Origin of the sequence: Marinomonas sp. MED121 (assembly GCF_000153025.1) — a bacterium.
Classification (GTDB): Bacteria; Pseudomonadota; Gammaproteobacteria; order Pseudomonadales; family Marinomonadaceae; genus Marinomonas.
The window spans coordinates 76,569-98,498 of record NZ_CH672432.1 but is presented as its reverse complement, the minus strand read 5'-3'; the positions used below and the strand labels follow the sequence as shown (position 1 = coordinate 98,498).

Genomic DNA, 21,930 nt, shown 5'->3' with positions numbered 1-21,930 from the left:
AAGAAATGATTAAGCCCAAAATAACCCTTTATCTCGTTTTCTGATTGCCATTCTCTGTTTGAAGTTTAATCAAGTTTTTAACCTGCTCTGTTAAATCCTCGATCTCTTTATGATTATTTTGTTTTGAAAGATTCTCAATTTGACACTGTTGCGATCGGATTTGGTCTAACAAAGTCTCTCTTTCATCTTTTATGAGGTTAAGTTGTAACTCATAACTTGCAAGCTCAACCTCCTTTTGTGAAAGATTAAGGTTTAAGGTTTTTATTTCCTTATCCTGTTGCTCCAGTTTTGACTGATGTACTTTTAGATTTGATAAGGTGTCTTGATAACGACCAGTTAAATGTTCACATTTTTGCAGTGCATCTTGGTTGGACTCAGTTAACTCAACCAAGGTTTTTGCTTGGCTCTCCAATTCCTGACTTTGCTGCACAACGAAATCGGATAGGGATAAATATTGACCATTTGTAGCATCTTTTTTTAGAGCTTGGTCATTTTCACTATGATGTAGTTTCTCTTCTAACAATTGCTGTATATCACGACCTATGTCCCTTTCAAACTTCTTAAAACTAGGTGTAAAGACATCAAACAAATCCTGAAAGCTAGCGTCTTGTCGCTCTTTATACAACTCTTCCCATTCGGTTATGGCTTTTAAAAACGTAGTATTAGAACACTTCCTGCCATCTAGTTTTAAAAAGTAATCCGCAACTCTTGGAATATTAGGAAAATAGTTTTGTTCTAACAAATTCCAGCATGCCATGATAATTTCATCACGACTTATATTTGCTTTACGCGCCATAATATATCCAAACTAATAATTTGATAATTAGTATAAAGGTTTTATCTTATTATCCAATAAGGGTTGCTTAAGAGGACGTGCTCTAAAAGCCCTATCTTAACAATAATTAAGTTGCGCCCCTCGCCATGAATTTTTTTGTTTCCACGCGCCAAGGCTTAAGGACTTTTTCGCACCTCCATAGTTGGAAGGTAAGGTTATTGATTAAGGAGAATGCTAATGGAATTTTCACCATAATCAGGAAGGGCTTTATTACCTAAGTTAATGAAAGTGACCTTCTCTACTAATCTAGCACCTAAAAAACGTTTTAAGCTTTCTATTTCTGTCTCGCCTTCACGATAAGCACTGGCTTGGCTTTGTCCTTTGCTTGTAGACACTAAAATAAAGAAATTGCTACCATCATATGAGCGTGCTAAATAATCTTTAACAGCAAGTTTTTTGTTGATACCCGTTTGAAACAGAATGTCATTCTTTGTTTCATTCTGACTTTCATCAAGGCTATCCAGTCTTAGTACAACATCACCAGCACCGCGACGGTTCAGGTATAGAAGATGGTATTGCTTTTGGCTTGAGGATAAATTCTCAACGACTAATAAAGATTGGTTTGCATCAGCACCGTTAAGGCGATAATCATTAAAGAAATTATTTGCCCAAGCATTACTACTACCACAGGTTCTACCTTGGCATTCGTAGAGGATATTTGCATTATCAATTAACTGGTTTCTATAAAATTGATAAATGTTTTCTAAAGCCTCATCCCGACCAAATTTGTATAAACTCGATGACAAGTCGCCTTGAACTCGCTTCGACTTAATCGGTATCCAAGCTCGTGCGGATTTCTTCAAATTCGCAAGTGGCAACGAATAATCAGTCTGATTGGATTGATCAAATTTTAATAAGGAAGCACCTTGATATTGATCAAAACTTTCTGCCGCATATACACTTGAAGCACAGGTTAAAACGACAGCTGAGCTGAGCCTTAACGCTTTTTTGAATGATTTTCTAAGATCGATTTTAATAATATCAGCCTCTTTCATGTGACCCATTATAAAGTGTAATCCAATAAAAATATTTATCTAATGTCTTGTTATAAATGCATAAATCTTTTTTGCAACCGCTAGGTGCGTATCATCTTCAAGGTGAAAATGATGCCCTCCTTCACACCAATCAAGCTCTCCATTAGGAAACTTGTTACAGATAAGCTCAGCGTCTTTCATTGAATTTGCAAAAAGCCCCTGATTTGCAAGGAGCGTCAGCGCTGGACAAGAGACTGACTTCATAAATGCTTCAACGCTTTGCCTATCCATTCTAAATGGAGAAGGAAAAGTGAGCTTAGGATCATGACGCCAACGATATCTGCCATCTGCAGAGAGCTGACTACCTCTTAAGATAAGAGCTTTAGCAGCGTTATAACCCAATTTAGTAAAGCCATTCATTCTCGCTTTTATCATAGCCTCTTGGTTATCATAGCCTCGAGACTCAGGTCTCTCATGCCCCATTTTTTTTATGGCATGTTGTAACTGTGAGACTCTCTGGGAAGGTGAAGAAGTTAAAGGACCAAGGTTATCTAACATAACTAATCCATGTACCTTATCAGGAATGACAGAAGCGACTAACATGGCTACAGATGCCCCCATGCTATGGCCCACAAGCCACACCTTTGCATTTAGTCCTTCAATAAATTGAACCGTATCTAACACATAATCCCAAAGATGATAAAAGCTCCCTTCTGCTCGGTGTAAAGACTCACCATGACCGGCGCAATCTAAACTAAACCAATGTAAATCTGGCATAAAGTCCATGCATAGCTTAAAGCTAGCGGCATTATCTAACCACCCATGTAAAGCCACTATTTTAGTTGAGCAACTTGTATCTGGATGATTAGAATGAGACTCGATAAGAGACAACTTGGTATGATTTAAAGAAACATGCTTTTTATGATCCATCATAGGTTTAATCTATTTTCTAATCTTATAAATGGCTAACTTAGTCGTTAGCATTAATGACCCAACGCAGCTTGCAACAAGCAGTAGCTAATATTTCGCCTTCAACTGCAGCCAGGGTGGCTGTTTGCATCATAAAGTCATGGGGAAAAGGCATATCAGCTAAAAGATCGACAACTTGGCTAGCAAATGGTTCATGTGTTACAAGCAAAACCGAATCAGCCTGCATATTTGAAAGCCAAAGTGCAACATCAATTGCTTTACCACTTGGCGTAATTTTATCCGTTGTTTGGCTTACCCCATTATAATTAATCGCCTTTAAAAAGTGTTGTGCAGTTTGTTGAGCTCTAACGTAGGGGCTAACAAACACTTGATCAAGCGTTTCACCTTTCTGCTTAAACTTCATCGCACTAGATAACACTTCTTCCACGCCTAAAGGCGTTAAATTACGCCCCGCATCATCCCCAAAGGTTGGAGCTTCAGCATTACCGTGGCGCAATACATACAAGCGTTTAATGGCCATGATTAATTCCCTTTATCTTCACTTGGCCAAGCCTGGAACGGATAAGGCTTTTCCTCTGTTTGAAAACAGACAAACGATAATGTTTGACTGATAAAGTTTGATAAACCTGAAATAAAATGAGCAAGTGGGACCGGCTCAAATTGAGAACCAAAGCGTATGACTGTCAAAATAATCAACAAAATACCAAATATTGATAATGAAATATTAAGTACTGCCCAATAAATCACCATAAAGACTAAACGTACCCAAAAAGCTTGATCTGCATAACCTGGCTTAGCCATTTTTATTCTCCTCATAAGTTGCAAACTCAACATCCCACCTTAATTCGCCGGTCATCATAGTTTGCACTAACGTTTCTAGTTTATATCCATCAAACACAAGCTTAGATAAACCTAAAGCGAGTGGCATATAGAGGTCATTCTTTTCTGCTTCACGAATGACCATACGTAAAGTATTCACACCTTCGGCGACTTGCCCTAGTTGCTCGACGGCTTGCTCTAATGTTTTGCCTGAACCAAGCGCAAAGCCCACCTGGTAATTCCGACTTAATGGTGATGAGCAGGTTGCAATTAAATCTCCTACGCCCGCAAGTCCCAAAAATGTCATGGGATTAGCACCAAAATGAACCGCAAAACGACTCATTTCAGCCAAACTCCGGGTCATAATCATTGCCATGGTATTTTCACCCACATTAAGGGCTTTCGCTAAACCACAGACAATGGCATAAATATTTTTGAGCGCACCAGCAAGTTCAACGCCTTTAATATCAGCATTCTCATAGACTCTGAAAGTCGGCGATTTAAGTAGTTCAACAACATGGGAGCGAACGGAATCATTAGGACTGGCAATAACAGAACCTGTTAATTGGCCTGCTGCAATTTCTTTCGCGAGATTAGGGCCACTTAACACGCCGATTTGATCACTGACATTTTGTCTAAATAAAATATCGCTCATCAGTTCAAAGCGGTTTGGGTTAAAACCTTTTGTCGTGCTAATGAGCATCTTATCAGGGGTTAGCAAAGGCGTGATACGCTCTACAACCTGTTCAAATGATTTAGATGGAATAGAGACGAAGATGGCATCACTTTCTGCAATTGCCGCTTCCAAATCTGTCGTAGCAACTAGCTCTTCGCTTAATTGTGCTTTTGGCAAGTAACGGCTATTAAAGCCGGTTAAGTTAATTTCTTCCACTTGCTCTTCATTACGCATCCATTGGCTAACAAGATGTCCATTGTTTGCCATAATATTTGCTAGTGCTGTACCGAAGCTCCCTCCCCCTAGCACGCAAACGGTTTCCTTTGTCATTATTAACCTCCAACTTACCGCTTTAAGGTAAATTTATAATTCTGTGTGCAAGCTAGACTTAAGATGAGCAGCTCACACAAAATGATTTTTGCTCAGTATTAGTTGGAATCGCTAAATGGGCGCAATCTTCATGCTCCTCAAACGGCGCTTCAAGCACTTTAATTAACGCTTCGAAAGCGCGATAATCTTTATTTTCTGCTGCTTCGATAACTCTCTGTGCTAAATAATTACGTAATATATATTTAGGATTAGTTTGCAACATTTCAAGTCGGACTTGCGACCAAATACTGTCTTCTAACGAACGCCTTTTGATATAAGAGGCTAACCAAGCCTCAAAATCTAGCCGATTGGCAAACATTAAGATTAAATGCGCTTTATCATCAGCATCTTGCATTTGGCTTAGATTACGCCAAAAATTAGTATAGTCGATTTTTTCTTTTTCTAATAATACCAATAAGTTAGAAAAGAGTGTTAGATCATCTTTATGTTTTTCTTTTAAACCTAACTTAGCGCTAATTAGTGCTTGGAAGTGATTGATTAAACAAGGCTCAAAACGCGATAGAATTTCAATTAATTGGGTTTTGCTAAGGTGCTTTGAAAAACAGACAAATAAATGATTTAAGTTCCATAATGCGACGGCTGGCTGCTTTTCAAAGGCATATCTAGCATTGTAATCTGATTCATTAGCAACCCATTTTTGATCATAGGCTTCCATAAAACCATAAGGCCCATAGTCCAAAGTCTCTCCTAAAATAGACATATTATCTGTATTCATAACACCGTGCTGAAAGCCGACCGCTTGCCAATGGGCAACCATCTTAGCCGTGCTCTCAACTATCTTTTCAAGCATCTTAATAATACTTTGTGTACGTGATGCCATAGATCTAAAATGTCGTTTGATACAATAATCAATTAACTCATCAAGTTCTTTGGTTTTCTTTTGATAAAAAAAGTATTCGAAATGACCAAAGCGGATATGTGTGCAGGCACCTCTTAATAGCATCGCAGCAGGTTCAGCCCCTTCTCGATATATGATTTCCTCACTGTCAAACAAGGCTAATGCACGTGTACTGGCCACTCCCAAATGATACATGGCTTCGCTGGCAAGATACTCTCGAATACTTGAGCGCAAGACAGCACGTCCGTCGCCTTGTCTTGCATAGGGTGTTGGACCGACACCTTTCATGTGCAAATCTATCAAGTTATTCTTGTTATCTTTTACCTCACCTAAAAGAAGGCCTCGCCCATCCCCCAATTGTGGACTGAAACCACCAAACTGATGACCAGCATAAACCATGCTTTATGCGTTTTTTAAAGGCGTTTTACCCAAAAATATATCGAGTGTTTCTGTATGAGTAAAATCAATACCAAGCTGAGATGCTAAGGCATGATTTGTAAAAGAAAGGCGTAGGCCCTTAAGAGGTTTGATTTGACCGTAGGAGAAAAATGGTGAACTTAATTGGGAGTAGTGGTGCTCTAATTGCAGCATAATCCCCCTACCTAATCTGATTTAAAAGCCAGCTCTATAAGCCATTACCAGCACCATTAAAGCATGGTGCTGGCTATCATTTTAATGATTACTTACATATTCGCAGCGAATTTTTTCACCCACTACTTTTTCAATTTCTGGCACCATAAATGCGTCATCTTCACTGGCAAAGCTGACTGATTTACCTGTTTCACCACCGCGTCCAGTTCGACCTATACGGTGAACATAATCTTCAGGGTCTTCTGGTAAGGAGTAATTAACAACAAGCTCAATACCATCAACATGAATACCGCGACCAGCGACATCAGTAGCAACTAGAACTTGAATCTTACCGTTTTTAAAATTTGCGAGTGTTTTAACTCGCTTATCTTGAGCGACTTCACCAGACAGCATGGCACAGTTAACACCAGCATCTTTCAAACGCTCGTATAAATCGCGTGTTTCATCACGACGATTAGCAAAAACGATAGTTCTTTGGTTATCTTTCTCTTTGATTAGACTTTCTAGTACAGGCCACTTTTGATCAGCTTCAACGCTGTAAATAACTTGTTCAATGTTTTTATTCGTGGTTTCTTCTGGCACAACTGATACTTCTTTAGGGAAGTAAGTCCATTGGCGTGCAAGGTTTTGAATATCTTTAGGGAAAGTCGCACTAAACAACATGGTTTGACGTTTTTCTTTATGCGGTGTCATGCGGATGATGCTTTTTACATCAGGAATAAAGCCCATTGAAAGCATGCGATCCGCTTCATCTAGGACAAGTGCTTCAACTTTATTCAGTAACACTTTCTTATTACGTGCAAAGTCCATCAAACGACCCGGTGTGGCAACAACAATATCAACACGTTCATTTTCTAGAATTTGTTTTTGCTTCTCATAGCTTAAGCCACCCACTAAGGAGACAATGTTAATGTCACTGTTTACAGTCAATTTGACAGCATCTTCAGCAATTTGAAGCGCCAGTTCACGAGTAGGTGCAATGATTAAACCACGAGCCAAGCGGCTATCACGCTCTTCTTCAATGGGGTAATCAATAAAATCACTGATCATAGCAATCAAAAAGGCCGCCGTCTTACCGGTACCTGTTTGAGCTTGTCCAATCAGGTCATAGCCTTGAAGGGTTTCTGGCAAAGATGCGGCTTGAATTTCACTGCAATATTCAAAAGACATTTCTGCAATCGACTTTAATAGTCGATCTGGAAGGTTTAGATCATGAAAACGCACTTTACCTTCGACTTCAGGTACTTGAAAATCTTCAATTGACCAAACCTTGCTTGAATCAAGGTTTACATTTGATTCGCCTTCTTGACGTTTTGGCTTGCGATAAGACTTTCGAGGTTTCTTTGTTTTAGGTTTTTGTGGCGCGCTTTGATTATCCATATTGGAATCTATGTTCTTCTGTTATATGTCTTGTGGATCCAAATGCCGTAAAAGCGTTTGAATAATGATGTATCACTAAAATTGATTTGGGTGGAGTTTACAGAAATGCCACCCAATTATACAGTTATTTTAAATAGTCATTTTTGACTAATGCGGTTCTAGTGCCAAGGAATACGGCGGTAAACTGTCAATCAGGTTCTTGCCGTAGCGTTTAGTAATTAAGCGTTTATCTAAAATGCATATTTTACCCGTGTCTTTTTCGCTCCTAAGCAGTCGTCCTGTTGCCTGGACTAACTTTAAAGAGGCATCAGGGATTGAAATCTCCATAAAAGGGTTCCCCCCTCTTTTTTGTATCCATTCTGCCAAAGTTGCGTCAACCGGATCATCGGGAACAGAAAAAGGGATTTTGGCAATCACCACATGCGTTAAATATTTTCCTGGTAAGTCCACACCTTCTGCAAAACTGGCTAGGCCCAATAACAAACTGCCTTTGTCCTTATCAATACTTTCTTTATGGCTTTCTAGAATGATGCGTTTAGATTGTTCACCTTGAATAAGCATAATGTCTTTAAGTTTACTATCAACCGCCTCTGCTACCGCTTCCATCTGCTTTCTAGAAGAGAAAAGCACTAAACTGGCGCCTTCAAGGTCAACTTCATCATTTAAGTATTTAACAATTTCTTGCGTATGCATATCTGCATTATTAGGTTCATGAGCTAATTTGGGAACGGTTAAAACCGCATTTTCACGAAAATCAAAGGGGCTAATCACTCTTAAATATTCAGAGTCTTTTGGTACACCACTGCGCATATTAAAGCGATGAAATTGATTCAAGGCAGTCAATGTCGCTGAAGTAACAATGGCCCCGTAACATTTATCCCATAACTGCATTCTCAAGGTATGAGCCGCCAGAATAGGTGAACCACCTAATTCAATATCCTGTTCCATGCCTTGACCAGTTAAAGTCAACCATCGTGCATTAGGTGGGAAATTTTGGTCATCAGCACTTGAATATAACAACCATAATGATTTCGCTTGCTCTAAGCGGCCAAGCACTACCCCTAAAATTGGCAACCAAACTTCGGCTGTTTCGCTGTTGACTCCCATCCCCTCATTCTGTTTTACTTTTTTACACTCATCGTGAATAGATTCAATAGCAGCGTAAAGCTTTTGATACGAGGTTTGAAGGCTATAGGAAAGTTGTCTTAGTTCTTCTGGGATAATGCCAAATTCAAACCGGTGTAATTCGTTATTTTCTAAATCCGTTAAGTTATTAATAAAAGGCGCTAAGCCTTGTTGAGCATACTGGATAAAATTTACAATTGTTTGAATCATTTGGGGAATTTTAAAAAGCAATTGCCCGGTCACACTGACATCATCAGTGAGCTCTTGCTTGAGGTTTAGTAGATTTTTTTCTAATTGCCTTAACCATAAAATACTTTGCTGCAGTCTTAATTCATGACGAAAATGATTGATTGCCTTATCTGGTAAATGATGTCCCTCATCAAAGACATAGATGGTGTCATTGGGCGCAGTCAGTATAGCACCTCCACCCAAGGATAAATCGGCCAACACAAGATCATGGTTAGCGACAATGACATCAGCCACTTCAATTTCAGCTCTGGCTTTGTAAAAAGGGCAAGCACTAAAGTTAGCGCAATTTCGGTTGGTACATTGTTGGTGGTCTGTCTTCAAACGCCCCCAATCTTGCTCCCTAACAATTCCAGACCAATTATCCTTATCGCCATCCCAAGTGCCGGCCTTTATAGCATCGTCCATCTCTTTATATAGGGCGGTATTGATATCTCCTGGCTGCAAGTGCTGTTCGAACAAACCTGCGAACATATCATCGGTAGCTTGTGCCTCGTCATCTAAATGACTCTCAAGATGATTAAGACATAAATAGCGCCCCCGCCCTTTGGCTAAGGTGTATTTAAATTGATAGTCCGTGTGCTTTAGTAGGTCGGGCAACTCTTTATGTAAAATTTGTTCTTGCAAAGCAACCGTTGCCGTTGAGATGACTAAGGTTTTGCCTCTTGCTTTGGCAATGGGAATGGCAGCCAGACAATAGGACAAGGTTTTACCTGTACCTGTACCCGCTTCGATCACCGCAACATGTTTTTCACCCAAACGATTGCCTTCACTATCAGGTGAAACATTGCCTAAGGTTCTGGCAATTGACGCTATCATTTGTCTTTGTCCCGATCGTGCATTATGGCCTTTTGCCTTTAAGCTAGAACGGTAAGCAGCTTGGATTTTTGACTTTAATTCATCTGAAAGCATTTATTTAATTGAGTATCCCTTTAAAAGCTGTATATAATAACAGTTACTGTACAAACAACCAGATGCCTTATGATTAAACTTACAAAAAGACAATCCGATGTAATGGATACTATCCGTGACTTTATTGCTGAAACGGGTTTTCCACCAACACGTGCTGAAATTGCGAATAAATTAGGTTTCAAGTCCCCTAACGCCGCCGAAGAACATTTAAAGGCCCTTTGTAAAAAAGGCGCAATCGAAATCTTGCCAGGAGCCTCTCGTGGCTTGCGTATTATCGACGAAGCAAGCAATGATGCCAACACTGAATTAGGCCTACCCATAATAGGTAAGGTTGCTGCTGGTTACCCCATCCTAGCCCAAGAGAATGTTGCTTCTCATGTTCAAGTGCCGGCAAGTATGTTCTCTCCACAAGCCGACTACCTTCTCTCTGTCAATGGTATGAGCATGAAAGACGTCGGCATCATGGAAGGTGACTTACTAGCCGTTCATAAAACATCAACAGTAAGAAACGGCCAAATAGTGGTTGCACGAATTGGCGATGAAGTTACCGTAAAACGTTTTGAGAAAAAGGGAAATACAATTCGCCTGATTGCCGAAAATGAAGAATTCAATGACATTCTGGTCGATCTTGAAAGTGAAGAATTTGCTATAGAAGGCTTGTCTGTTGGTGTCATAAGACAATCAATCTAAATAATTAAATTAACCCATAAATAAATTACTTTCTTTATGGGTTAATTTTTTAATGTATTACTTTTGCATCTGATGCAAGCGCTTCATCCATCGTTTCATGCACTTCAGATTCAGGAAAATCTTCTGAATAAACAAAATCAATCCCCGCATGAAACATTCTTTTAGCAAGTTCAAAATATCTATCTTGAAGATAAGCTTTAGTAGTATCAGAAATTTTCAGCACCGCTAAAGGTTCTGTTTCAACACCCTCGTCACTTGCTGGGCGCAAAACAATTTCGCCATTTTCTAGTTCAACTATCTCTAGATACGACTCATTCATATTATTAGTACTCTGAGGATTCTTCTCTAAACCTAAGTGTCAATTCGGTTAGAGCGTTTAAATATGTCATGCTGGCAGATCTATCATCAACCGCACTAACAATTAAATTACTTTGTTTAGCATTATAGAAATTGGGATGGCATTTTAAGCTAGCCTCAAAAGCATGCTGTAATTGGCTAAACCAAGATGATTGGTTTGCCTGCAACTCCATGAGTTCGTTAATTACAGGAATACTTATCTGTTTCGACTTTGCATCTTGGCTAAGTTTTAGCAAATCAATTTCCGAGCTAAGATGATACGCTTGTTTTACTTCTTGCAAAAGCCCCATAAGCGCACTTTGCAAATGAAAAAGAGCCGCATTTTCAAATGCTGGCTCCATCCATTTTTGTTCTGAGCTCGGCATAGACAAGAATTTTCTAGCGATATCTAACCTTTGGTTAGTCATACTTGCTGCAGAACTCATTTATTTTTTAGCCTTTTTCTTTGCTTCTTCAATGACCCATTTTGAATCAACAAAGTAAGCCTTCCAGCCTGTTGGCTTACCCTCTTCCTCAGACATAACATATTGCTCTTTTGTCTTACGGCTATAACGGATAATGGCAGGTCGACCTTCTGAGTCAGCCAAAGGCGCATCTTTGAAAAAATGATACTTAGGATCAATTTGATCCATGTAAGGTATCAGTTCAGCAACCAGAGGCGCTCGTGTTTCACGCTTTCTTGGAAATTGGCTAGCCGCTAAGAATAAGCCCGTTGCACCATCACGAAGAACATAATGATCTTCAACTTTTAGACATGCCAAATCAGGCATAGGCACAGGGTCCATTTTTGGTGGCGCAGCTTCACCATTCTTCAGCAATTTACGGGTATTTTTACACTCTTCATTTGTACAACCAAAGTATTTGCCAAAACGGCCCGTTTTCAGCTGCATTTCAGAAGAACATTTATCACATTCAAGCACAGGGCCATCATAGCCTTTAATTTTGAATGAACCCTCTTCTACTTCAAAGCCACTGCAGCTTGGGTTATTACCACATACATGCAGTTTGCGCTGCTCATCAATAAGGTAACTATCCATTGCTGAGTCACAAATTTTGCAGCGACGCTTATTAATTAATGCCTTAGATTCCGCCTCATCATCATAAATAGCGACAACTTCGTCACCACTGACAAGGTTAATTGTCGCTTTACAACGCTCTTTGGGTGGCAAGGCATAACCAGAACAAGACAAGAAGACACCAGTACTCGCAGTACGTATCTGCATAGGTCTTGAACAGGTTGGACATTCAATATCTGTTGGTGTCGGCGCATTTTGCGTCATACCCGTTTCAGGGTGCTCAGCAACATTCAGGGTTTTGCTAAAGTCACGGTAAAAGGCATTTAAGGTTTGAATCCAGTCATCACGACCTTCAGCAATATCATCAAGCCTTTCTTCCATTTGCGCAGTAAAATCATAACCCATTAAGGTTTGGAAGCTATTTACTAAACGGTCAGTGACGATATCACCCATTTTCTCAGCATAAAAACGACGCCCTTCTGTTCTCACATAACCACGATCTTGGATTGTAGATATGATAGATGCATACGTAGAAGGTCGGCCAATGCCACGTTTTTCAAGCTCTTTTACCAAGCTAGCTTCACTGTATCTTGCTGGCGGTTTAGTAAAGTGCTGCTCAGGGATAAGTTGTTCAAGTTGTAAACTTTCACCTTGACCAATATCTGGCAAAATATTGTCTTCACTCTTCTTACCAAGAGGTGTCAAGACACGGGTATAACCGTCAAAACGTAAGATTCTACCCTTTGCTTTAAGCTCGTACTCATCGACAACCAAGGTAACAGTGGTTGAGGTATAACGTGCAGGTGTCATTTGACATGCCATAAACTGATTACGAATCAACTCATAAAGTCGATGGGCATCTTTTTCCATGCCTTTTAAGAACTCGGGTAACAAGGTGACATCAGAAGGACGAATTGCCTCATGAGCTTCTTGAGCACCTTCTTTACTTGAGTAACTAATGGCTTTCTCAGGCAAATATTCACTGCCAAAATTAGACTCAACATAGTCCCTAAGCGCAGCCACAGCCTCTTGACTCAAATTGGTCGAGTCAGTTCGCATGTAGGTAATATAACCCGCTTCATAAAGACGTTGAGCCAACATCATGGTTTTCTTAACGCCAAAGCTTAAACGGGTACTGGCCGCCTGCTGAAGCGTTGAGGTGATAAATGGCGCACTTGGCTTACTGCTCGTTGGTTTATCTTCACGTTTAGCCACGCTATAAGACGCATTTTGTAAACGCGCCAAATGCAAATTAGAGTCAGACTCACTGGTTGGTCTGTATTCTTTGTCTTGATATTTAGCAACTTCAAACTTGATCTTTGCTTGCTTTGGCGTTTGTAAGATAGCATCCATTTCCCAGAACTCATCTGGATTAAATGCTCGAATACTTTGCTCACGCTCAACAATTAAGCGCACCGCCACTGACTGTACACGCCCAGCTGATAAGCCGCGTGCCACTTTAGCCCAAAGCAATGGAGAAACCATAAAGCCAACAACACGATCTAAAAAGCGTCTCGCCTGTTGTGCGTTAACTCGGTTTATATCAAGCTCTGAAGGCACATCAAAGGCTTCTGTGATTGCTTTTTCAGTGATTTCGTTAAAAACAACACGCTTGTATCGACTATCGTCACCACCAATGGCCTCACGAAGATGCCATGCAATCGCCTCTCCCTCTCTATCCAAATCGGTTGCGAGATAGATGGTGTCAGCATTCTTAGCAAGTCGTTTAAGCTCATCAACCACTTTTTCTTTACCAGGCAAAACCTCGTATTTGGCTTCCCAGTTATTTTCTGGGTCTACACCCATACGATTGATCAGCTGTTGACGAGCCTTACGGCTTTTATAAACAACTTTCTCTTCTGCCGACATCTTACGCGTGAGCGCTGCTTGTTTAGCTCGCTCTTGAGGCGTAGAGGTTGAAGTGGTGCCAGTCGGTAGATCGCGTATATGTCCAACACTGGACTTTACAACATAGCCACTACCTAAATATTTATTAATTGTCTTCGCCTTGGCTGGCGATTCCACTATTACCAGTGATTTTCCCATTTTCTAATATAGGCCTTATGTAAAGTACATCTCCGATTCTGCAAAATTGTGCAGTTAACATCGTCGGGGTCGTGATATTAAGCAAACCCCTTTTATATAACAAGCTATCACTGTATTGTTTGCGAGATAATTTTCTAATTCTTTGAAAAAATCTATATTTAACATACTGAATTCATCGTCAGAGGACAATACATAGTGACATTGCAAATTGTTACCATTATTTTTTTATTCATCATAGTTGTTCTTTCTGTGATCATTGGCAGCCGAGCACACCAGAAAGAAAAGGAAGAAACTGAACGTCGTCTTACCCAAGTGAAACTATTGAATCGTGCCGACAGAACATATAGTCAGATCAACGGCATAACGCAAATTAATACTGATCCTATTGTTACTGATGTTCTGTATGACTTTTATATCGACACCTTACGCGATCTCATTAATTACAGTGATGACATAGATTCAATTGAACAACGAATCGCTAAAGCTGAGGAAGAACGTAATCAGGACCTAATTGAATACAATACTTCTCCTACTTTATTTAGTTTTCAAGAGAAGGCGAATTATAAAGAGCGCTTAACAAAACTGGCTAAGCTGCTCCTTTTTATGCGCAGAAAAGGACGTATAAGCCATTCACACTACCAAGCCTGCTATGACTATTTAAAGTGGCTCAATTTAGACTTACAAATCAATCGTCAGTTAGTACAAGCTAATACCAATATGGCAACAGGTGATCCCCGCGTTGCCAGAACGTTATTTGGTGTAATTTTGTCTCACATTAAGGCCGACCCTATCCAGCGCCCTGAAAAGAAAGCACTGGAAACCTATGTGGATGAAAAAATAAAAGAAATTTATGAGCCTGAGCTTAAAGCAATAGAAAATGCTGAAACACCAGAAGAAGCTCAAGCCTTGGTTGAAGAGCTCTCTAAGCCTGTAGATATTTCAGCTTTTGATGACGACGTTTAATTTATCAATATAACCCTTCAATTGCTTCTAACTCATTTAGAAGTGATTGGATGGCGACGATATCACTTTCATCCCCTCTTTCATCCCAATACAAGGACACAGCGTCTTTTGTAATCTGAATAGCCTTGAAAGCATCCATCTTGTTTTCCAGTAGTGCAGCGCTCTTGTCAGACAAGGGAATGGGCATCGCTGAATACCAGTTATCTGTCACCTTTTCATGCTTCCAGACCTCGTAGGGGTAGATACCAATCTCATGATCTAACGCTTTTAGTTTGTTAATTCGAAACTTATGATAAGCAGTCACTTTCACTTTTGTCGTTGACTTATCCCATTTATCGGGTAACTCTATATGTGTAAGTTGTACACCTAATTGACTTTTTCGGGCAAGAAGACGTAATTTCATTCTATCCTGATCGCGCTTACTTGGCATTAGCCATAAAATAGAACCTAGCATTGAGGCAACAATCGCAACCACAATTAAAATAGTCATAAAATTTACTCATGTTTGAACTAATATAAGAATATACAAACCCTTTCGGAGGTTTATATGCCATACCAAAGAATTTTATTAGCAGCAGACCTTACAGAAGAAAACCTTCAAGTTGTCGAAAAAGCGGTACGCTTATGCGCAACCTATGATGCAAAGCTCGTTATACTTCATGTGATTGAGTCACTCAACTACGCCTATGGCGGCGATGTGCCCATTGATATCACCGACATTCAACATCAACTGCAAACAAGTGCACAAGAGAAGCTTGACGCTTTGTGTGAACAAATAAATTGTCCCATCGAAAAAGCCATCATTTCTCAAGGTGGTATTGAAAGTGAAATACACAGAGTGGCTGAAGAGAATGACACCAATCTCATTGTTGTCGGTAGCCATGGGCGACATGGTCTTGCTCTTCTACTCGGCTCTACCGCCAATGGGGTTTTGCACGGTGCCCCTTGCGATGTTCTCGCCGTCAGAGTGAAAAATTAAGCACAAATAAAGGCCAGCACTAGCTGGCCTTTATACGAGATTAGATTACTTAGCGACGCGTCCAGCTAGTGCCCTCTCTAGAATCTAACAAGGTAATCCCTTGCTCTGAAAGTTCATCCCTTATTTCATCACTTCTAGCAAAGTTCTTATCTTTTCTAGCCTGAATACGCTCTGCAATTAATGTCTCAATTTCAGCTTCAGAGATGCCATTATTGAGCACACTATTTTTTAGAAAGTACTCAGGATCTTGACCCAACAAACCAAGCAATTCAGCCAGTACACTTAACTCTTTTGCCAAAATTGGTGCATTATCAGCAGCAGAAGCCTTAGCTTTATTTAATTCTCTTACAAGATCAAACAAGACTGAAATCGCAACCGGTGTATTAAAGTCGTCATCCATGGCTTGCTGGTAGCGCTCAGTATAACTAGATGCAATATAATCGTCTGTCAAAGCCTGGCCTTGCAAACTGGTATACATACGCTCAAGCCCAACCTTGGCTTCCAGCAAACTTTGCTCTGAATAATCAATCGGACTTCGATACTGGCTTGATACCATCAAGAAGCGAATGACTTCAGGATTATATTTTTCAAGCACGTCACGAACAGTGAAAAAATTACCTAAGGATTTAGACATTTTTTCATTATTTACCCTAACCGCGCCACAGTGCATCCAATAGTTGACATAGTCAGTGCCGTTAGCGCACTCAGATTGGGCAATTTCATTTTCATGATGCGGGAATTTAAGATCAGGTCCCCCTCCATGAATATCAAAATGAGGCCCTAAGCAGTTAGTCGACATAGCAGAACACTCAATATGCCATCCAGGACGACCTATCCCCCATGGAGACTGCCAATGAACTTCACCCTCTTTTGCTGACTTCCATAATACAAAGTCAGCCGGGTTTTCTTTGGCACTTTCTACATCAATACGAGCACCAGCAAGCATGTCTTCAAGTTTACGATTATTTAATTTACCGTAAGCTTCATGCTTTTCAGTACGAAAATACACATCCCCTGTCGACCCTTGATACGCAAACCCTTTGTCAACAAGTACAGAAATCATATCAATGATTTCTTGCATAAATTCTGTTGCCTTAGGCTCCCTATCGGGTAACTTATTACCTAGTTTAAGCTCATCCTGTGTTTGCGCCTCAATCATTCTAAGAGTAAGTGATTCAGGTGTTTCATCATTTTCTGCAGCGCGCTTTATAATCTTGTCATCAACATCCGTGATATTTCTAACATAGTTCAAGTCAAAGCCACTAAAACGTATATGGCGAGCAATAATATCAAACGAAATCATGGCTCTGGCATGGCCAATATGGCAATAATCGTAAACGGTATTACCACATACATACATACCCACTTTGCCAGGTACTAAAGGGACAAACTCTTCTTTCTTACCACTTAGGGTATTATAAACTTTTAACATTTCTTATTTTCCCTTAGCTTCTATTTTCGCCCATGAATCTCGTAAAGTAACAGTACGGTTAAATACTAATGTGTCACGTTCGATATCACGACAGAAATAGCCTTCCCTTTCAAACTGATAGCCTTGGCCTTTTTCGCTTAAGGCTAACGAAGGTTCAAGTTTTGCATTTGACAAAACAGAAAGTGATTCAGGGTTAATGAAATCTAAGAAAGTTTTGCCCTCATGATTAGCGTCAGGAGCCTCTTCATTAAATAACCTATCATATAGGCGTACTTCAGCGGTTAATGCATGTTTCGCGCTTACCCAATGGATAACCCCTTTAGGTTTATAACCTTCTGGGTTTACACCAAGTGTATTTTCATCATAACGACACAGAAGCTCTATCACCTCACCTGCATCATTTTTAATGGCTTCGTCACAGGTAATAACATAACCGCCACGCAATCTTACGGCAGAATCTAAGGTTAAACGCTTCCACTTTTTAGGAGGTACCTCAGCAAAATCAGCCGCATCAATATATAGGTCTTTCGAAAAAGGTACATTTCGCTTGCCTGCGGCTTCATTTTTAGGGTGATTGGCCACACTAAAAATTTCTTCTTTATCACTAGGGTAGTTGGTTAATGTCACCTTAATAGGATTCAACACCGCCATGGCACGATTTGCATTGGCATCAAGATCTTCTCGAATAGCGTGCTCTAACATACCCACATCAACAACTGAGTCCGACTTAGTTACCCCAATTCGTTCGCAGAAATTTCGAATAGATAAAGGGGTATAACCACGACGACGTAGACCAGAAATAGTCGACATACGTGGGTCATCCCAACCTTCAACATGACCCTCGTCAACAAGCTGCTTAAGTTTACGCTTACTTGTCACGGTATAATTGACATTAAGACGTGCAAATTCAATTTGCTGAGGGTGAACTGTCTCTAAACTTTCTAGCACCCAATCATACAAAGGCCTGTGATCTTGAAACTCTAAGGTACAAACAGAGTGGGTAATGTTTTCAATTGCATCAGACAAGCAGTGAGTGAAATCATACATAGGGTAGACACACCACTTATTGCCTGTTTGATGGTGTTCAATATGGCGCACACGATAAATAATAGGATCACGCATATTAATATTTGGACTTGCCATATCAATTTTGGCACGCAATACCATTTCGCCATCTTTATACTTGCCTTCTTTCATTTCCATGAAGAGGGCTAAGTTTTCATCTATGTTTCGATCTCTATATGGACTATTTTTACCAGGCTCTTTCAAGGTGCCACGGTAAAGTCGCATTTCTTCTGCGTTTAACTGGCATACATAGGCTTTATCTAATTTAATTAGTTCTACTGCAAAATCAAATAACGCATCAAAATAGTCCGAAGAGAACTTCACTTCATCCTGCCAACTAAAGCCTAACCAAGAAACATCTTTTTTAATGGCGTTAATATACTCAACACTTTCTTTCTCAGGGTTAGTATCATCAAACCTTAAATTACATTGACCTTGATAACGCTGGGCTAAGCCGAAATTTAAACAAATAGACTTAGCATGGCCTATGTGTAGGTATCCATTTGGCTCAGGTGGAAAACGGGTGATGACTTTACCGCCATGCTTTCCTGTTTCGTTATCTTTATCAATGATTTGGGTAATAAAATTACCAGGTTTAGACGTATCTGACATGTTAACCTTGGGTCCCGATTTAGAGTTTTAAAAAGGTAAAAAAAAATTATGCGAGGAGTATATCTGATTTAACACTGAGGTGAATTAAAAAAGTCACTTAACCTGCATATATCCCACATACTTCAGTATTAAACGATCAACTTGCTTAAATAAAAAGCAATCACACCAACAAGTATGGTTAAAAGTTGATTTTGCTTTATCAAACCAACAATAAAAGCGACGCCAGCCCCAATCAGCCAAGGGTTTTGTAAACTAAGCGTCAGATTACCATTTGGCATAAATATCATAGGGACTATGATGGCCGATAAAACAGAAATGGGCACAAAACCCAAAGCACCTTCAACCCACACAGGCATCACAACTTTATTCGCTTTTGCAAAAAGACAAAACCGTATACCAAAAGTCACTGCAAACATGCCAATTATGATTAGTACAAAATAAAAGTCAGCCATCTAAGTGCCCTCCTTTATTAATGCTTTTGTCTCTTTATTAGGCACATTTTTGCCTACTTTTAATGTCACTAAATACCCCACCATAACCCCTACTAATGCGGCACAAAGTAGCCCTAAATTATTTGGCAAATCATGCAAAATTAATGAGACGATAGATGCACTAATGAGAGCCGCCCAATAAGGTGTGACAAAACCAACACGTTTAGCCTGCAAGTAAGGTGTGATAATACCGATAAAGGTAGCCACCATGGCAAATTCTAAGCCCCATGCACTCATCCCTGGAATCAGCTCACCAGCAACCACCCCAACAATAGTCGATAACTGCCACATAAGATAAAAAGACAAAAACGAGCCTAGAAAAGCAAAGTGACCATTGTCTGTCGTAATCTGCTTATCGTTATACAAAGGCCGCACCGCAGCATAACTTTCATCGATCAAGCCAAAACCAATCAAAAGTCGCCATTTGATTGGCAGATGTTTAATAAATTTAACCATATCTGCTGCATATAACAGATGTCTTAGGTTAACAATAAATGTGGTTGATATGATTACCCATAAAGGCGCATCAATCAAAATCAAACCTAATGCAACAAACTGAGCAGAACCTGCAAATACAAGACTTGACATAGCAATTGCAAACCAAGAACTAAGTCCATTACTCATTGCCAGCGAGCCAAACAAAATACCAAATGGCACCCCTCCGACTATCATGGGGATACTGGAGGTCATGCCTTTTTTCATTAATTCTAATTGCTTCATTTTTTACCCTTTTGGAAAAGCTAATTCCATATAAACATCACTACGATCAACTGAATATCCATGAACTGGCGTTTTAATTTCGAACCCCAACCTTTGATAAAGCTTCATAGCAGGCTCTAACTTACTGGCTGTTTCCAAGGATAAATATTGTGCGCCCTTACTTCTTGCCTTAGCTATGCACTTGAGCATCAGGCTAAGCCCGATTCCTTGTTGTTGAAATCGCTCGTCTACTGCCAGCTTAATGACTTTAAATGAGTGCTGAGTATCTGGCATCAAAGCACATATCCCCACACATTCTTGATTGATCTTAGCCCCCCAAATATACCCCCCTTTTGCCAAAACTTCGGATTGAGGGTTATCCAGTATGATTAAATCTTCCTTTTCAATTTGATGTTCAAAATAAGCATTTAGCCACTCCATGTTGAGCGTTTTAAACGGGGCTTTGAGCGCGGGACACCAAGACGTTATCTCAACATCTTCAACATTTTTATAGACCTCTTCTTCTACCCAGGTTTGAAGCCCATACTTTAATAGGTGTTTCTCATATGCATTAAATGAGTAGAGCAATCTAGCATCAATATTATTTGCCTCTCGCTCCATGACTAGTTTAATGGCATTTAAAATTGGCTCGACCTTCTCCATTTCTTTTTGACCTTTTTCAGTCAACACAATGAAAAGCCGCCGATTATCATCTTCATCTATTCGTTTACTGACCCATTCATCCTTAACCAGTTTATTAATCTGCTTACTGATTGCAGGGTGACTCAAACCAAGTTTTGCTGACAGCTCGACCACAGTTAATGCAGGCACCTGTTGAAGCTGCCTTAAGATAGGAAAATGCGTGGGCGAAAAACCTATCTCATGTTGCTTATAAATCGACTCAACTTCAGTAAAAAGATAATCACTTAACCTTTTTAAGCGACTTCCAAACGCCATAACGCCAAAATGATCCATACATCCTCGAAACCAACTACGTAACTAGTTACGCAATATAAAAACTTTTTATTTCTTTTACAAGCTGATCTGCAATAAAGTTAATTTTAAATAGGATTGTTGGGTATGAATCGCTATAATCGCGCGTTTGAAAAATCAATACTATCGAGGTCAAAATGGCAAACAAAGCAGTCGTAGTCTATTCCGGTGGCATGGACTCCTATACGGTTTTACATAAAGCCTTGTCTGAAAATGATGAAATCTACGCAATTTCATTTAATTACGGTCAAAAACACAACAAAGAACTTATTATTGCCGCCCAAGTTTGCCAAGAATTAAACATTCCTCACAAGGTGGTGGACATTACTGCTATTAATAGCTTAATGGCTGGCTCTTCACTCACCCTAGACAGTGATGAAGCGATACCTGAAGGCGATTATGAAGATGCCAATATGAAATCCACCGTGGTTCCTAATAGAAACATGGTACTCATATCAATGGCGATAGCCTATGCCGTCTCACTTGAAGCGAGCAAGGTTTATTATGGCGCTCACTCAGGCGACCACGACATCTACCCTGATTGCCGTCCAGAATTTGTTGAAGCCATGAATGCCGTATCATTAATTGCCAATTATCAGGCGGTTGAAATTATCGCTCCATTCTTAAAAAGCAGTAAGGCTGAAATTTTAGCGTCTGGGTTAGCAATGAACCTAGACTATTCAAAAACCTGGACCTGCTACAACGGTAGAGAGAAAGCATGCGGTAAATGTGGCTCTTGCCTGGAACGTTTGGCGTCATTTAAGCAACACAATTTGATCGACCCAATTAAATACGAAATTTAAAACATACACGATTTTAGTTCGCCAGTTTCTGTTACACAGATTGCCTGGCATAGCACTAAAGTTACTAA

23 protein-coding genes are annotated in these 21,930 nt (G+C 39.9%); 4 read left to right on the top strand and 19 right to left on the bottom strand.

Annotated features, from left to right (window positions below; translation table 11 throughout):
• Nucleotides 1-28: 28 nt before the first annotated feature.
• From MED121_RS15800 to dinG, 10 genes are all read right to left on the bottom strand, one after another.
• Nucleotides 29-796 (bottom strand): hypothetical protein, encoded by a 768-nt coding sequence (locus MED121_RS15800; RefSeq protein ID WP_009834719.1) that lies wholly within the window; start codon nucleotides 794-796, stop codon nucleotides 29-31.
• A 194-nt stretch (nucleotides 797-990) separates the two neighbouring features.
• Nucleotides 991-1,839, bottom strand: coding sequence for a DUF4892 domain-containing protein (locus tag MED121_RS15795; protein WP_009834718.1), 849 nt, complete (start codon nucleotides 1,837-1,839; stop codon nucleotides 991-993).
• Between the two features lie 30 nt (nucleotides 1,840-1,869).
• Nucleotides 1,870-2,742: an alpha/beta hydrolase gene (locus tag MED121_RS15790; RefSeq protein ID WP_116371650.1), complete on the bottom strand. Its 873-nt coding sequence runs from the start codon at nucleotides 2,740-2,742 to the stop codon at nucleotides 1,870-1,872.
• Nucleotides 2,743-2,779: 37 nt separating this feature from the next.
• Nucleotides 2,780-3,259, bottom strand: a complete 480-nt coding sequence (sixA, locus tag MED121_RS15785; RefSeq protein ID WP_009834716.1) for a phosphohistidine phosphatase SixA — start codon at nucleotides 3,257-3,259, stop codon at nucleotides 2,780-2,782.
• A 2-nt stretch (nucleotides 3,260-3,261) separates the two neighbouring features.
• Nucleotides 3,262-3,540 carry a DUF4389 domain-containing protein gene (locus tag MED121_RS15780; RefSeq protein ID WP_009834715.1) on the bottom strand — a complete coding sequence of 93 codons (279 nt, stop codon included), beginning with the start codon at nucleotides 3,538-3,540 and terminating at the stop codon, nucleotides 3,262-3,264.
• Complete coding sequence (locus MED121_RS15775) at nucleotides 3,533-4,564, bottom strand: NAD(P)H-dependent glycerol-3-phosphate dehydrogenase (RefSeq protein WP_009834714.1); 1,032 nt, start codon at nucleotides 4,562-4,564, stop codon at nucleotides 3,533-3,535. The genes MED121_RS15780 and MED121_RS15775 overlap by 8 nt, the downstream gene beginning before the upstream one ends.
• Nucleotides 4,565-4,622: 58 nt before the next feature.
• The gene (locus MED121_RS15770; RefSeq protein ID WP_009834713.1) at nucleotides 4,623-5,861 is read right to left on the bottom strand and encodes a protein adenylyltransferase SelO family protein; all 1,239 of its coding nucleotides are present in this window, start codon (nucleotides 5,859-5,861) and stop codon (nucleotides 4,623-4,625) included.
• A gap of 3 nt (nucleotides 5,862-5,864) precedes the next feature.
• Entirely contained in the window at nucleotides 5,865-6,053 is a 189-nt protein-coding gene (locus MED121_RS24440) for a hypothetical protein (RefSeq protein WP_009834712.1), read from the bottom strand.
• Between the two features lie 81 nt (nucleotides 6,054-6,134).
• On the bottom strand, nucleotides 6,135-7,433 hold the full coding sequence (locus MED121_RS15760) for a DEAD/DEAH box helicase (RefSeq protein ID WP_009834711.1): 1,299 nt from the start codon (nucleotides 7,431-7,433) through the stop codon (nucleotides 6,135-6,137).
• A gap of 147 nt (nucleotides 7,434-7,580) precedes the next feature.
• The gene (gene dinG, locus MED121_RS15755) at nucleotides 7,581-9,716 is read right to left on the bottom strand and encodes an ATP-dependent DNA helicase DinG (RefSeq protein ID WP_009834710.1); all 2,136 of its coding nucleotides are present in this window, start codon (nucleotides 9,714-9,716) and stop codon (nucleotides 7,581-7,583) included.
• A gap of 69 nt (nucleotides 9,717-9,785) precedes the next feature.
• Between dinG and lexA the strand changes: the two genes are divergently transcribed.
• Nucleotides 9,786-10,406, top strand: a complete 621-nt coding sequence (gene lexA / locus MED121_RS15750; RefSeq protein WP_009834709.1) for a transcriptional repressor LexA — start codon at nucleotides 9,786-9,788, stop codon at nucleotides 10,404-10,406.
• Between the two features lie 49 nt (nucleotides 10,407-10,455).
• Here lexA and MED121_RS15745 read toward each other — a convergent pair whose 3' ends face one another.
• The 3 genes from MED121_RS15745 to topA are packed head-to-tail and all read right to left on the bottom strand — an operon-like array spanning nucleotide 10,456 to nucleotide 13,825.
• Nucleotides 10,456-10,725 carry a hypothetical protein gene (locus MED121_RS15745; protein ID WP_009834708.1) on the bottom strand — a complete coding sequence of 90 codons (270 nt, stop codon included), beginning with the start codon at nucleotides 10,723-10,725 and terminating at the stop codon, nucleotides 10,456-10,458.
• Between the two features lie 4 nt (nucleotides 10,726-10,729).
• Nucleotides 10,730-11,188, bottom strand: coding sequence for a DUF6586 family protein (locus MED121_RS15740; protein WP_009834707.1), 459 nt, complete (start codon nucleotides 11,186-11,188; stop codon nucleotides 10,730-10,732).
• Entirely contained in the window at nucleotides 11,189-13,825 is a 2,637-nt protein-coding gene (gene topA, locus MED121_RS15735) for a type I DNA topoisomerase (protein WP_009834706.1), read from the bottom strand.
• A gap of 195 nt (nucleotides 13,826-14,020) precedes the next feature.
• Between topA and MED121_RS15730 the strand changes: the two genes are divergently transcribed.
• A complete protein-coding gene (locus tag MED121_RS15730) occupies nucleotides 14,021-14,788 on the top strand; it encodes a DNA topoisomerase I (RefSeq protein ID WP_009834705.1) in 768 nt (255 codons plus the stop codon).
• A 4-nt stretch (nucleotides 14,789-14,792) separates the two neighbouring features.
• Here the strand turns inward: MED121_RS15730 and MED121_RS15725 are convergent, their stop codons facing one another.
• Nucleotides 14,793-15,278, bottom strand: a complete 486-nt coding sequence (locus MED121_RS15725) for a hypothetical protein (protein WP_009834704.1) — start codon at nucleotides 15,276-15,278, stop codon at nucleotides 14,793-14,795.
• Nucleotides 15,279-15,335: 57 nt separating this feature from the next.
• Here MED121_RS15725 and MED121_RS15720 point away from each other — a divergent pair, with 57 nt between their 5' ends.
• Entirely contained in the window at nucleotides 15,336-15,767 is a 432-nt protein-coding gene (locus MED121_RS15720; RefSeq protein WP_009834703.1) for a universal stress protein, read from the top strand.
• Between the two features lie 49 nt (nucleotides 15,768-15,816).
• Here the strand turns inward: MED121_RS15720 and cysS are convergent, their stop codons facing one another.
• The 5 genes from cysS to MED121_RS15695 all read right to left on the bottom strand — a co-directional run bounded on the left by cysS (nucleotide 15,817) and on the right by MED121_RS15695 (nucleotide 21,041).
• On the bottom strand, nucleotides 15,817-17,199 hold the full coding sequence (cysS, locus tag MED121_RS15715) for a cysteine--tRNA ligase (protein ID WP_009834702.1): 1,383 nt from the start codon (nucleotides 17,197-17,199) through the stop codon (nucleotides 15,817-15,819).
• A gap of 3 nt (nucleotides 17,200-17,202) precedes the next feature.
• The gene (locus MED121_RS15710; RefSeq protein WP_009834701.1) at nucleotides 17,203-18,876 is read right to left on the bottom strand and encodes a glutamine--tRNA ligase/YqeY domain fusion protein; all 1,674 of its coding nucleotides are present in this window, start codon (nucleotides 18,874-18,876) and stop codon (nucleotides 17,203-17,205) included.
• A gap of 128 nt (nucleotides 18,877-19,004) precedes the next feature.
• Nucleotides 19,005-19,328 (bottom strand): AzlD domain-containing protein, encoded by a 324-nt coding sequence (locus MED121_RS15705; RefSeq protein ID WP_009834700.1) that lies wholly within the window; start codon nucleotides 19,326-19,328, stop codon nucleotides 19,005-19,007.
• On the bottom strand, nucleotides 19,329-20,087 hold the full coding sequence (locus MED121_RS15700; protein ID WP_009834699.1) for an AzlC family ABC transporter permease: 759 nt from the start codon (nucleotides 20,085-20,087) through the stop codon (nucleotides 19,329-19,331).
• A 3-nt stretch (nucleotides 20,088-20,090) separates the two neighbouring features.
• Nucleotides 20,091-21,041, bottom strand: a complete 951-nt coding sequence (locus MED121_RS15695) for a bifunctional helix-turn-helix transcriptional regulator/GNAT family N-acetyltransferase (protein ID WP_009834698.1) — start codon at nucleotides 21,039-21,041, stop codon at nucleotides 20,091-20,093.
• Between the two features lie 155 nt (nucleotides 21,042-21,196).
• Between MED121_RS15695 and queC the strand changes: the two genes are divergently transcribed.
• The gene (queC, locus tag MED121_RS15690; protein ID WP_009834697.1) at nucleotides 21,197-21,862 is read left to right on the top strand and encodes a 7-cyano-7-deazaguanine synthase QueC; all 666 of its coding nucleotides are present in this window, start codon (nucleotides 21,197-21,199) and stop codon (nucleotides 21,860-21,862) included.
• Nucleotides 21,863-21,930: the final 68 nt, after the last annotated feature.